The sequence below is a fragment of the Saccharothrix sp. NBAS 001 genome (assembly GCF_056640475.1).
Genome location: NZ_CM153251.1, coordinates 6,079,113 through 6,091,001 on the forward strand (window position 1 = coordinate 6,079,113; position 11,889 = coordinate 6,091,001).

At 70.6% G+C, this 11,889-nt stretch carries 16 protein-coding genes; 6 read left to right on the top strand and 10 right to left on the bottom strand.

Going from position 1 to position 11,889, the window contains the following annotated elements; translation table 11 throughout:
* Window positions 1–169: 169 nt before the first annotated feature.
* Together AC0HI0_RS25780 and AC0HI0_RS25785 are read right to left on the bottom strand one after the other, a co-directional pair.
* Window positions 170–661: a Trp biosynthesis-associated membrane protein gene (locus AC0HI0_RS25780; RefSeq protein WP_480926083.1), complete on the bottom strand. Its 492-nt coding sequence runs from the start codon at window positions 659–661 to the stop codon at window positions 170–172.
* Window positions 654–2,195: an anthranilate synthase component I gene (locus AC0HI0_RS25785; RefSeq protein ID WP_480926084.1), complete on the bottom strand. Its 1,542-nt coding sequence runs from the start codon at window positions 2,193–2,195 to the stop codon at window positions 654–656. The genes AC0HI0_RS25780 and AC0HI0_RS25785 overlap by 8 nt, the downstream gene beginning before the upstream one ends.
* 185 nt (window positions 2,196–2,380) lie before the next feature.
* On the opposite strand from AC0HI0_RS25785, the gene AC0HI0_RS25790 reads away from it, so the two are divergent.
* Entirely contained in the window at window positions 2,381–2,995 is a 615-nt protein-coding gene (locus AC0HI0_RS25790; protein ID WP_480926085.1) for a TetR/AcrR family transcriptional regulator, read from the top strand.
* 9 nt (window positions 2,996–3,004) lie between these two features.
* Here the strand turns inward: AC0HI0_RS25790 and hisI are convergent, their stop codons facing one another.
* Genes hisI through hisF form a run of 3 tightly spaced genes read right to left on the bottom strand, consistent with a single transcriptional unit; the run spans window position 3,005 to window position 4,496 of the window.
* Complete coding sequence (gene hisI / locus AC0HI0_RS25795) at window positions 3,005–3,358, bottom strand: phosphoribosyl-AMP cyclohydrolase (protein WP_480926086.1); 354 nt, start codon at window positions 3,356–3,358, stop codon at window positions 3,005–3,007.
* Window positions 3,355–3,720 (bottom strand): hypothetical protein, encoded by a 366-nt coding sequence (locus AC0HI0_RS25800; RefSeq protein ID WP_480926087.1) that lies wholly within the window; start codon window positions 3,718–3,720, stop codon window positions 3,355–3,357. Before AC0HI0_RS25800 ends, hisI begins: the two co-directional genes overlap by 4 nt.
* 2 nt (window positions 3,721–3,722) lie before the next feature.
* The gene (hisF, locus tag AC0HI0_RS25805) at window positions 3,723–4,496 is read right to left on the bottom strand and encodes an imidazole glycerol phosphate synthase subunit HisF (RefSeq protein WP_480926088.1); all 774 of its coding nucleotides are present in this window, start codon (window positions 4,494–4,496) and stop codon (window positions 3,723–3,725) included.
* A 289-nt stretch (window positions 4,497–4,785) separates the two neighbouring features.
* Between hisF and cspE the strand changes: the two genes are divergently transcribed.
* The 3 genes from cspE to AC0HI0_RS25820 all read left to right on the top strand — a co-directional run bounded on the left by cspE (window position 4,786) and on the right by AC0HI0_RS25820 (window position 6,322).
* Window positions 4,786–4,989 carry a transcription antiterminator/RNA stability regulator CspE gene (gene cspE, locus AC0HI0_RS25810; RefSeq protein ID WP_015104197.1) on the top strand — a complete coding sequence of 68 codons (204 nt, stop codon included), beginning with the start codon at window positions 4,786–4,788 and terminating at the stop codon, window positions 4,987–4,989.
* Window positions 4,990–5,192: 203 nt separating this feature from the next.
* Window positions 5,193–5,567 carry a PPOX class F420-dependent oxidoreductase gene (locus tag AC0HI0_RS25815; protein WP_480926089.1) on the top strand — a complete coding sequence of 125 codons (375 nt, stop codon included), beginning with the start codon at window positions 5,193–5,195 and terminating at the stop codon, window positions 5,565–5,567.
* A 32-nt stretch (window positions 5,568–5,599) separates the two neighbouring features.
* Entirely contained in the window at window positions 5,600–6,322 is a 723-nt protein-coding gene (locus AC0HI0_RS25820; RefSeq protein ID WP_480926090.1) for a Clp protease N-terminal domain-containing protein, read from the top strand.
* Here AC0HI0_RS25820 and priA read toward each other — a convergent pair.
* From priA to AC0HI0_RS25840, 4 genes are all read right to left on the bottom strand, one after another.
* Window positions 6,288–7,019, bottom strand: coding sequence for a bifunctional 1-(5-phosphoribosyl)-5-((5-phosphoribosylamino)methylideneamino)imidazole-4-carboxamide isomerase/phosphoribosylanthranilate isomerase PriA (priA, locus tag AC0HI0_RS25825; protein ID WP_480926091.1), 732 nt, complete (start codon window positions 7,017–7,019; stop codon window positions 6,288–6,290). The genes AC0HI0_RS25820 and priA overlap by 35 nt on opposite strands.
* A 45-nt stretch (window positions 7,020–7,064) precedes the next feature.
* Window positions 7,065–7,703 carry an imidazole glycerol phosphate synthase subunit HisH gene (gene hisH, locus AC0HI0_RS25830; RefSeq protein WP_480926092.1) on the bottom strand — a complete coding sequence of 213 codons (639 nt, stop codon included), beginning with the start codon at window positions 7,701–7,703 and terminating at the stop codon, window positions 7,065–7,067.
* Window positions 7,704–8,772: 1,069 nt separating this feature from the next.
* On the bottom strand, window positions 8,773–9,651 hold the full coding sequence (locus AC0HI0_RS25835) for a transketolase family protein (RefSeq protein ID WP_480934384.1): 879 nt from the start codon (window positions 9,649–9,651) through the stop codon (window positions 8,773–8,775).
* A gap of 29 nt (window positions 9,652–9,680) precedes the next feature.
* The gene (locus tag AC0HI0_RS25840) at window positions 9,681–10,316 is read right to left on the bottom strand and encodes a thiamine pyrophosphate-dependent enzyme (RefSeq protein ID WP_480934385.1); all 636 of its coding nucleotides are present in this window, start codon (window positions 10,314–10,316) and stop codon (window positions 9,681–9,683) included.
* A 185-nt stretch (window positions 10,317–10,501) separates the two neighbouring features.
* Between AC0HI0_RS25840 and soxR the strand changes: the two genes are divergently transcribed.
* Together soxR and AC0HI0_RS25850 are read left to right on the top strand one after the other, a co-directional pair.
* A complete protein-coding gene (soxR, locus tag AC0HI0_RS25845) occupies window positions 10,502–10,945 on the top strand; it encodes a redox-sensitive transcriptional activator SoxR (protein WP_480934386.1) in 444 nt (147 codons plus the stop codon).
* Window positions 10,946–11,117: 172 nt separating this feature from the next.
* Complete coding sequence (locus AC0HI0_RS25850) at window positions 11,118–11,651, top strand: RNA 2'-phosphotransferase (protein ID WP_480926093.1); 534 nt, start codon at window positions 11,118–11,120, stop codon at window positions 11,649–11,651.
* Here AC0HI0_RS25850 and AC0HI0_RS25855 read toward each other — a convergent pair.
* Window positions 11,648–11,803 carry a hypothetical protein gene (locus AC0HI0_RS25855; RefSeq protein ID WP_015104207.1) on the bottom strand — a complete coding sequence of 52 codons (156 nt, stop codon included), beginning with the start codon at window positions 11,801–11,803 and terminating at the stop codon, window positions 11,648–11,650. The two genes, AC0HI0_RS25850 and AC0HI0_RS25855, sit on opposite strands and share 4 nt — an antisense overlap.
* Between the last annotated feature and the right edge of the window lie 86 nt (window positions 11,804–11,889).

Genomic DNA, 11,889 nt, shown 5'->3' on the forward strand with positions numbered 1-11,889 from the left:
TCGCCAGCTCCCGCACGTCATGCTCCCCTTCCCGCCACGAGGATGCTAACCCCGGCCGGGGCTCCGTCCGGCCACCGGGTAGTCCCATTCGCGCAGATGACCAGGGTCCTTCCGAGTCCACGTGCGCAAACGTGCGCCACCCCGCCGTCAGCCGGCGGTCAGCGCCAGGTCAGTCCCGTTCCGTGGGATCGTCGCCGCGCTCCAGCGCGTTCCACAGCTCCCGCTCGGGATCCGCGCTGCGCTTGGCCGCGCCCGGTGTCTGGTAGCCGCCGCCCAGCCTCGGCATCGCCGATCCCCTCACGACGAGCACAACGCCCGCGCCGAGCACCAGAATTCCGCCCAGCGCCGCCGTGCCGCGCCCGAGCGGCGATCCGGACTCCGCCACCGCGAGCCACGCCGCCACGCCACCGGCCGCGAGCACGACCACGCCCAGCGCCCGCCGCACCCAGCCGCTCAGCGCCACCACGGCGGCGATCGCGGCCAGGCACAGCAGCGCCAGCGGCACCAGGGCGGGCACCACGTCCTCGCCGGCGCGGTCCGCCGAAGCGTCCCAGGCGAGCTTCGCGGACCCCCACAGCGCCGCCGCCCCGGCCAGGAGCAGCAGCACCACGATCCACAGTGGACGCCGGGTCGGCGCGGTCCGGGGCACGTCCTCAGACACGGGCCGGGTCCACCGCCGGGGCCATGGTCTGCGCGGTCGCGATCGCCGAGAGCACCGCGCCCGCCTTGTTCAGGCACTCGTTGTCCTCGGCGACCGGGTCCGAGTCGGCCACGATGCCGCCGCCGGCCTGCACGTAGGCCACGCCGTCGCGGACCAGCGCGGTCCGGATGGCGATGGCGGTGTCCGCGTCGCCGGCGAAGTCCAGGTAGCCCACCACGCCGCCGTACAGGCCGCGCCGGGTCGGCTCCAGCTCCTCGATGAGTTCCATCGCGCGCGGCTTGGGCGCGCCGGACAGCGTCCCGGCCGGGAAGCACGCCGCCACCGCGTCGAACGCCGTGCACCCCTCGGCCAGCTCGCCGCTGACCGTGGACACGATGTGCATCACGTGGCTGTACCGCTCGACCTTGAAGAAGTCGACCACGGTCACCGAGCCCGGCTTGCACACCCGGCCCAGGTCGTTGCGGCCCAGGTCGACCAGCATCAGGTGCTCGGCGCGCTCCTTGTGGTCGGCGAGCAGGTCCTTCTCCAGCAGGGCGTCCTCCTCGTCGTCCACGCCCCGCCAGCGGGTGCCCGCGATGGGGTGCGTGGTCGCCTTGCCGTCGCGCACGGTGACCAGCGACTCCGGGCTGCACCCGACGATGTCGAAGTCGTCCAGCCGCAGCAGGTACATGTACGGGCTGGGGTTGGACGTGCGCAGCACGCGGTAGATGTCCAGCGGGTCGGCGGTGGTCCGCATCTCGAACCGCTGCGACAGCACGACCTGGAACGCCTCGCCCGCCCGGATGGCCTCCTTGGCCTGCTCCACGACGTCGTAGTGCTCCTGCTGGGACCGCCGCCGCACGAACTCCGGCTTGGGCCGGGAGAACACCGCGACGGTCGGCGGCGCGGGGCTCTGGAGGTCCTGGGTCATCAGGTCCAGGCGGGCCACCGCGTCCTCGTAGGCGGCGTCCACCCGCTCCGGCGAGTCGTCCCAGTTGATCGCGTTGGCGATGAGCGTGACGGTGCCCTCGTGGTGGTCCAGCGCGGCCAGGTCGGTGGCCAGCAGCATCACCAGCTCGGGGACCTTCAGGTCGTCCTCGGCGAGGTTCGGCAGCTTCTCCAGCCGGCGCACCGCGTCGTAGCCGATGTAGCCGACCATCCCGCCGGTCAGCGGCGGCAGGCCGGGCAGCGGGTCGGTGCGCAGCACCTCGATGGTCTCGCGCAGCGCCACCAGCGGGTCGCCGCCCTCGGGCAGGCCCACCGGGTGCGGCCCGAGCCAGAACGCCTCGCCGCCGGTCGCGGTGAGCGCGCCCGCGCTGCGCGCGCCGACGAACGACCAGCGCGACCAGGAACGGCCGTTCTCGGCCGACTCGAACAGGAACGTGCCGGGACGGTCGGCCGCGAGCTTGCGGTAGAGCCCGACGGGGGTCTCCGCGTCCGCGAGCAGCCGGCGCACCACCGGGATCACCCGCCGCTGCGCGGCGAGTTCGCGGAACTCCTCGCGCGTCGGGCTGACCTCGCCCAGACCCGCACCTGCACCGATGACGCTCACCATGCGGACATTGTGCCGTGTCGCCCTATACGAATCCCCGCACGGCCCACGGACCGTGCACCCACGCGGCAGCAAGCGGCGATCGACGCGCCGCTGTGTGAGGCTGGACCGCATCACGGCCGGTGACTGCCCGTGCACATATTTCAACGTACGTTGAAAAAAGGCGCGACGTGACCCATCATGGAGAAGTGAACGAAGGCACGCAACAGACCGAGCCGAAGCGCCGGGGCCGCCGGGCCGGCGGGGAGGACACCAAGGCCGCGCTGCTCGCCGCCGCCCGCGAGACGTTCGTCGAACGCGGCTACGAAGGCGCGACCGTGCGGTCCATCGCGTCCCGCGCCGGGGTCGACGCGGCGATGGTCAACCACTGGTTCGGCGGCAAGGAGGGCCTGTTCGCCAAGGCCGTGCTCCAGGTCCCGATCGACCCGAACACGCTGGTCGAACGCCTCCTCGCGGGCCCGGCCGAGGAGATCGGCGAACGGATCGTGCGCAACTTCCTGGGCATCTGGGACGCCACCGGCGGCGGCCACTTCGCCGCCCTGATGCGCAGCGTCACCGCGCACGACCGGGTGGCCGAGGTGCTGCGCGAGTTCTTCGTCCAGCACCTGCTGCACCGGGTGCTGTCCGGGATCGGCTCGGACCGCCCCGAACTGCGCGCCACGCTCGCCGCGACCCAGATCTTCGGCATGGGCATGGTCCGCTACGTGGTCCGGTTCGAACCGCTGGCGAGCGCCGACGTCGAGACGATGGTCAAGGCCGTCGCACCCAACCTCCAGCGCTACCTCACCGGCGACATCGGCTGACCGGGCGCGTCACGCCTCGGGCGCGAGCAGCACCGTCGAGTCGAAGCACGTCCGGTCCCCGGTGTGACAGGCCCCACCCACCTGGTCGACCACCAGCAGGAGCGTGTCGCCGTCGCAGTCCAGCCGCACCTCGTGCACGTACTGGGTGTGGCCGGACGTCTCGCCCTTCACCCACAGCTGGCGGCGGCTGCGCGAGTAGTACGTGGCGCGGCGCGTGGTCAACGTGCGGTGCAGCGCCTCGTCGTCCATCCACGCGACCATCAGCACCTCGTTGGTGCCACGCCGCTGCGCCACCGCGCACACCAGCCCGTCCGCCGTGCGCTTGAGCCGGGTGGCGATCGTCGGGTCCAGTTCGCCGGTCACCGCTCGCCCCCGAAGTGCAGTCGCGCCGGGCGGGTGTTCAGCAGCACCGCGCCGAAGATGTGCAGGGCGGAGAGCAGACCGGACAGCACCAGCACCCACACCGGCCCTTCGCCGAGCACGGCCAGCAGGTGGATCAGGCCGATCAGCATGTAGACCACCGCACCGGCCGGCCGGACCAGCCGGAGCCCGGCCAGCAGACCGCCCGCCACCAGCAGTTCCAGCACCAGCAGGATGATCGGGAACTTGATCCACGCCGGGTCGCCGTCGCCCTGCCAGCGGACCAGCCCCTCCACCACGAACAGCAGACCGCCGACCGCCCCGACCAGGACGGCCAACCGCACCTCGATGGGTGTGTCGCGCATGCTCAGCGAACCTCCACGCCCGCGTCCCGCAGGCCCTTCTTGACCTCGGTGATCCGCAACGTACCGAAGTGGAACACGCTCGCCGCCAACACCGCGTCCGCGCCGGCCTCGACGGCGGGCGGGAAGTCCTCGACGGTCCCCGCGCCGCCGCTGGCGATCAGCGGGACGTCCACGACCGCGCGCACCAGCCGGATCAGCTCCAGGTCGAACCCGGCCTTGGTGCCGTCGGCGTCCATGGAGTTCAGCAGGATCTCGCCGACCCCCAGCTCCTGCCCGCGCGCGGCCCACTCGACGGCGTCGAGCCCGGTCCCCCGGCGCCCGCCGTGCGTGGTCACCTCGAACCCGGACCGCGTCGGCCGCCCGCCCTCCGGCACCCGCCGGGCGTCCACCGACAGCACGATGCACTGGGCCCCGAACCGCCGGGACAGCTCCCCGAGCAGCTCGGGCCGCGCGATCGCGGCGGTGTTGACCCCCACCTTGTCCGCGCCCGCGCGCAGCAGCTTGTCGACGTCCTCGGGCGCGCGCACGCCCCCGCCCACGGTCAGCGGGATGAACACCTGCTCGGCGGTGCGGCGGACCACGTCGAACGTCGTCTCGCGGTCCGAGGAGGACGCCGTGACGTCCAGGAAGGTCAGCTCGTCGGCACCCTCGGCGTCGTAGGCGCGGGCCAGCTCGACCGGGTCACCGGCATCCACCAGGTCGGTGAAGTTGACCCCCTTCACCACCCGCCCCCGGTCGACGTCCAGGCAGGGGATCACGCGCACCGCGACTGACATGGGCGAAAGCCTACGGGGAGGTGCTCCCGGGGTGCTCCCGGACCACCCGACCCCCGCCCGCCCGCGCGTGACGCGCGACTCGTCCCCCAACCCGAGTCCGACTCCGGTTCGACTCCGCCGCCAAGTCGTGGTTCACTGGTAGTGGCTTTGAGGTTTTGTGTCCGTGTCATCCACGCTCGCGAACCGCGTTTCGAGCGTGTGATTTCTCCCGGTTCAGGGAAGATCCCCCGCTTTGAAGCAGCCACGGCGACGCACCAGCGCCGCCGGCATCTATACGAAGTGGGAAAAGATGGCCCAGGGCACTGTGAAGTGGTTCAACTCGGAGAAGGGCTTCGGCTTCATCTCCCCCGAGGACGGCGGCGCGGACGTGTTCGTGCACTACTCGGAGATCCAGAGCAACGGCTACCGTAGCCTGGAAGAGAACCAGCGCGTGAGCTTCGACGTCGGCCAGGGCGCCAAGGGCCCCCAGGCCACCAACGTCCAGCCGCTCTAAGTGCGAACGGGACCGCCCGCCCCTCTCCGGAGGGGTGGGCGGTCCCACCCACATCAGGGCACTCCGGCCCACACCAGGCCTCCCGCAACACCAGGGCCGACGCCCCGGCCGACGCCCCCACGTGACGCGACCCCCGCTCCCCTCCCAGCTCCCGCCCCAGCCTCACCGCACGAGTCCCACCCTCCGGGGTTAGCGTGACCGGCATGAGCCTCGGCGACGAGAAGTACCTGCTCCTCACGACCTTCCGCAAGAACGGCACCCCGGTCCCCACACCCGTCTGGGCGGCCCGCAGCGGCGGGACGATCTACGTCTGGTCCGCCGCCGACGCGGGCAAGGTCAAGCGCATCCGCAACAACGGCGAGGTCACCATCGCCCCCTGCGACTTCCGCGGCAACCAGACCGGCGACAGCACCACCGCCAGGGCCGAGGTCCAGGACGCGGCGTCGAGCGACCAGACCCGGACCCTGATCGCCCGCAAGTACGGCCTGGTCGGCCGCCTCACCCTGCTCGGCAGCCGGCTGCGCCGAGGCCGGACCGGCACCGTCGGCATCGAGATCGTGCCGTCAACCACCGGTTGACCCCACCCAGACCGTCAACCTAGAGTTGACGGGTGGTCACCGTGCCGGTCCAGCTGACCGATCTGATCGTCACCGTCGCCCAGGAGCACCCCGACGTCCTGGGCAGGCTGACCGTCGCCGTGCGGCTGAGCGGGCAGCTGGACGAACTGGGCGACCACCTGATCGGCCACTTCGTGGACGAGGCCCGCCGCGCGGGGGCGAGCTGGACCGACATCGGCGAGAGCATCGGCGTCACCAAGCAGGCCGCGCAGAAGCGCTTCGTGCCCAAGGAGTCGCCCGACCTCAAGCCGACCTTCGACCGTTACACGGACCGGGCCAGGCGGGTCGTCGTCCTGGCCCGCCACCACGCGAGGTTCAGCGAGCGGATCGGCACCGAGCACCTGCTGCTCGGGCTGATGGACGAGTCCGGCGGCCTGGCCGCCAAGACCATCGCCAAGCTGGAGGGCGCGGAGGGCACCACCAGGCTGGCCGTCCTCAACACCCTGGACAACACCAGCCGTCAACGCCCCGACCCGCAACCGTTCAGCGCCCACTGCAAGAAAGCGCTCGAACTCACCACCCGCGAGGCCCTGCGGCTGGGTCACGCGTTCGTCGGCACCGAGCACGTCCTCCTCGGCCTGCTGGCGGAGGAGGACGGCACCGCGGCCAAGGTGATGGCGGCGACCGGCGTCACCCGGGCCGCGGCCGAAGCCCACATCACCGAGGAGTTCACCAAGGCGATCAGCGCACCGCGGCGAGCGCCTCGGGAAGCGTGAACGCGCCCGCGTAGAGCGCCTTGCCGACGATCGCGCCCTCGACGCCGTCCCGCGACAGCGCGGCCAACGCCACCAGGTCGTCCACACTGGACACCCCGCCGGACGCGATGACCGGCGCGTCGGTCCGGTCGCACACCTCGCGCAGCAGGTCGACGTTCGGCCCCCGCAACGTGCCGTCCTTGCCGACGTCGGTGACCACGTACCGGGCGCACCCGTCCCGGTCCAGCCGGTCGAGCACCTCCCACAGGTCGCCGCCGTCCCGCGTCCAGCCCCGAGCCGCCAGCCGGTGCCCGTCGGCGGTGATCCGCACGTCCAGCCCGACCGCGATCCGGTCCCCGAACTCGGCGATCGCCTTGGCGCACCACACCGGGTCCTCCAGCGCGGCCGTGCCCAGGTTCACCCGCGCGCACCCGGTCCCGAGCGCGGCGGCGAGCGAAGCGTCGTCCCGGATACCCCCGGACAGCTCGACCTCGACGTCGAGCGACCCGACGACCTGCGCGACGAGTTCCCGGTTGCTGCCACGCCCGAAGGCCGCGTCGAGGTCGACCAGGTGCACCCACTCCGCACCGTCGCGCTGCCAAGCCAAGGCCGCGTCCAGCGGGGAGCCGTAGGAGGTCTCGGTGCCGGCTTCGCCCTGCACCAGTCGGACGGCTTGACCGGCGGCCACGTCAACGGCCGGAAGCAACGTGAAAGTCACGCGAACAGCCTAGTTGCCACCGACACCCGCACACCTCCGCCCCCGTCACCGGAAGCTGTGCAGCCAGTTCTCCAACAGCCGGGCACCCGCGTCCCCGGACTTCTCCGGGTGGAACTGAGTGGCCCACAACGGCCCGTTCTCCACAGCGGCCACGAACTCGTCACCGCCGTGGGTGGCCCACGTCACCAACGGCGGCCGGATCACCTCGGACGGCTCCAACTCCCACCGCCGAACCGCGTAGGAGTGCACGAAGTAGAAGCGCGTGTCGTCGGCCAGCCCCTCGAACAACCGGGTCCCGGACGGAGCGCGGACCGTGTTCCAGCCCATGTGCGGCACCACCGGTGCCACGAGCCGCTCGACCGTCCCCGGCCACTCGCCACAGCCCTCGGTGGACACGCCGTGCTCGATACCCCGGTCGAACAGGATCTGCATGCCCACGCAGATCCCCAGCACGGGCCGGCCACCGGCGAGCCGCTCCCCGATGATCCGCCCACCCTTGACCGCGTTGAGCCCGTCCATGCACGCCGCGTAGGCCCCGACCCCCGGCACCACCAGCCCGTCGGCGTCCAAGGCCGCGCGCCGGTCGGAAGTGACCTCGACCGAGGCACCCACCCGCTGGAGGGCGCGCTCGGCGGAACGCAGGTTGCCGGATCCGTAGTCCAGTACGACGACTCGTGGTGCCACGGCACCAGGCTAGGCCAACGGAGCCCCACCCTGCGTCACCGGCACCACGGGCAACACGGTGTTGATCGCCAACCCGGCCCGATCGGGCAACGCGCGAACCCACGTGTCGGCCCGCCCCTGCGAAACCAGCGAACGAACCTCGGCCACGTCAGCCGACACCGGCAACTCCCCGGAAACCGCCTTCAACCGCCACCACCCGACAACCCCCACCAACCGCCGCGCGGCCCCGGAGAACCCACTGGCGTCCCCGTCCGACCAGACCACCCCACCCCGCAGGTCGTCCCACCGGACCAACAACCCGGACCCGCCGGAAACCTCCCGAACCCGCGACGCGAACCGCTGGGCAGCAGCGAACCCGATCCCCAAGGGAGGCAACAACACCGTCCCCGACTCGACCGGCACCAACGCTGCAGGCCCGGCCACAGCCCGGTGCAACGCCAACTGCAACTCAGCCGTAGGCGCGTGTGTCCAGATCAGGGTTCTTGGCACGCTCACGACAAGAGATCATGCCCCAGACCAACCCCACACGAACATCCGACGCACGGACAACCAGAAACCACCACTCCCCAGACCCAACTCCCCCAACTCCCCCAAGTCCCACAGACCCCTCCCTTCAGCCCCCAGCCACACCACCCCCGTCACCCACCCACCCACCCACCCGCACCCGCACCCACACCCACAAAGATACCTACGCCCATACCGACAAAAGCACCCACAAAAGCACCCAAGCACGCAAAGGCATCCACAAAAGCACCCCACAACGGCATCAAAAGACACCCTCAAACGCAATCAAAACTTCAAAACGCACCGACACACAAACACTCCCATTCCCACCAACGATCACCACTCAAGCACCAACAAACCGCCGCCGCCGCGTCGTGTTCTCCCCGTCTGGCCTGCGCGCCAGCGAACCGCGCTTTGCCAGGGAATGCAAGCACGCTTTTCGCTTGCATTCCCTGGCAAAGGGTGGTTGTCTCCGACCAGGACAGACGGGGAGAACACGACGCCCACCTCCCCGGTGGCCTGCCCAGCGGCGAGCGTCGCTCTTAATCCCTGAACCCGAACACCCTCACACCGGATGCCCGAACAACCGCCGAACCGCAGCCGCAATCCCCAACACATCCAAATCATGGGCAGAATCGTGATCCTCAGCGGTCCCGTAAGCCCGCAACTCGGATTCCCGCCGCACCCCCAACGCCCGCAACCGATGCGGCACGTCCGCCAGCGCCTCGGCCACCACGTGCGCGGAAGTCCCGGCCAAATACGGCTCCACCAACAACACGTCAGCCCGCGAAGCCGCCACCGCGGCCCGCAGCCCACCCTCGTCGAACGGCCGGACCGTGGACGCGTACAGCACCGTCACGTCCACCCCCTCGGTAGCCGCGAGCACCGGATCCAACATCGGCCCGACAGCCACCACCACCCCGCCACCACCACGTCGGACCTCGGTGAGCCCCCGACTCACCGGATAAGCCCGCGAATTCTCCCGCAACGACAGCCGGATGTAGACCCGGTCATCCGACCCGAGCGCCTCCCGCACCACCTCGCCGACTTCTCCACCATTCCCGGGCACCACGATCCGCCACCCGGGCAAAGTGTCGAACAACGCCACATCACCCGGTGCCTGGTGAGTCCTCCCCCACACCGGATCGTCATAGGAACCACCGATGCCGACGAACACCCCACCCACGTCCTGGTGCCCGAAATCCAGCTTGATCTGCTCGAACGGCCGTTCCACCAAGAATGGCGCGTAGGTGTGCACCACCGGCCGCATCCCGCTCAACGCGAGTCCACTGCCGACCCCCACCATCGCCTGCTCGCGAATCCCCACGTTCACCACCCGAGGCGACGGCCGGAACGCGTCCCGGGAAATCTCCGCCAGCACCACCGCCACCCGGGGATCGGTTTCCATCACCTCCTCAACCGCAGCCACGAACTCCTGCCGCATCGACGACGCACCCGTCGAACCCACCTCGATCACTCCCCTTTGACAACTCGCGCCACGACCACCGACGGCCGCTCGCCGTCGACCCCCACGAACGCCGAGTACAGGGCGTCCTGGTCCCGACCATCCACAGTGGACGTGGCCCACCCCTCGACCGCGAACCGGGTGGCCACCCCTCCGGGCCACCCGTACGTGCCGGACTCGTTGTCCACCACCGCGACCGTCAGGTTCGACAACCCCAACCGACCCGCCAGCGCGATCGCCTCGTGGTTGCTGCCCTCGTCCAACTCCGCGTCCCCGACCAGCACCACCACCCGCGCCGAACGCCCCTGCAACCGCAACCCGACCGCCACCCCGACCGCGATCGGCAACCCGTGCCCCAACGACCCGCTGCCGATCTCCACCCCCGGCACCAGCACCCGGTCCGGGTGCTGCCCCAACGGCGAATCCCACTGCGTCCACGTGTCCAAAGTGGACGGATCGAGGAACCCCTTGGCCGCCAGCACCGCGTAGTACGCCATCGGCCCGTGTCCCTTGGACAGCAGGAACCGATCCCGGTCGGGGTCGTCCACCCGCTCCGGCGACACGTTCAGCACCCGGTCGTACAGCACCCACAGCACGTGCAACGTCGACGCAGCCGCCCACTCGTGCTTCTCGTCCCCCGACATCCGCTCGAACAACGCCGGTATGCCCCCGAACCCCACCTCCCCCACACCCACCCCGCCGGCACCCACCCCACCCGCACCCGCCCCGCCCAGACCCACTCCGCTCGCATCTCCCATGAACCCACCCAACAACTTCGACTTAGGTCGAGGTCAAGGCTTAAGATGACCCGGTGAGCAAGCTGCCGGAGATGTTGACCATCGGCCAGGTCGCCGAGCGGAGCGGCGTGCCGCACACCGCGCTGCGGTTCTACGAGGAACGGGGGTTGATCGCGTCCGAACGCACCGCCGGCAACCAGCGCCGCTACCCCCGTTCGGTGCTGCGCAGGCTGGCGTTCATCCGCACGGCGCAACGCGTGGGGCTCAGCCTGGAGGACGTGAACGACGCACTGGCCACCCTCCCCGACAACCGGACGCCCACGAAATCCGACTGGAGCAGGCTCTCCACCACCTGGCAGACCGAACTCGACGCCCGGATCGACGCCCTGATCCGCCTGCGCGACCGGCTGACCTCGTGCATCGGCTGCGGCTGCCTCTCCCTGCGCAGCTGCTTCCTGCACAACTTCGAGGACGAACAAGCCTCCGACGGCCCGGGTGCGCCCAAGCTCAAGCCCGCCAGCGAAGGCGGCACCTGACCCGCCACCCGAACCGACCGACCCACTGTGCCCCGCCCACCGACCCACCACCCACCGACCCACCGACCTACCACCCGCCGACCCACCGACCCACCGACCCACCGCACACGTTCGAGGTGACCCACCGAAACAGGCTGGCCGCACGCCGACCCGCCGTGCTGCACTGTGCGTCGTGCAAGAACGAGAAATGATCCGCCTGTCCAAGCGGATGTCCAAACACCTGCGACACAGCCCCGAATCGGCGGGCCTCACCCTCGACCCGGCAGGCTGGGTCGACCTGGACGCGTTCGTCCGGGCCCTGCGCACCACCCACGACAACGTCCGGGAAGTGGTCGCCGGCAACGACAAGCAGCGCTTCACGATCGAGGACGGCCGAATCCGCGCCAACCAGGGCCACACCGTCGAGGTCGACCTCGACCTGCCGGTCACCGAACCCCCGGCCGTCCTCTACCACGGCACGGTCGCGAAATTCCTACCCGACATCCTCGCCGAGGGCCTGCGCCCGATGTTCCGCCACGACGTGCACCTCTCGGCGACGGTCGACACCGCGATCCGGGTCGGTGCCCGCCGAGGCAAGCCGGTGGTCCTCGAAGTGGCCGCCCACCGGATGCACGCCGACGGCCACGAGTTCCGGGTGAGCGCGAACGGCGTGTGGCTGGCCCGAGCCGTTCCGCCCGCCTACCTGAAAATCCGGGACGAGCACTAGACCAGCCAGGCGATCGCGCCACCCACCGCGACCACCACCAACACCGCCAGCACGATCGCCAACCCGCGCGCCGTCTTCCACGTGCTGTACACACCGCCGATCAGGAAGCCCGCCAACGCGAGCAACCCGATGACCACGTACTCCTTCGGCACTACAGCTCCTTCGGCCTACAGCCCCCGCGCGGACCACAGCTGCCCCGGGCCACAACTCCTGCGACCTGGAGCCCCTTCAGCAGCAC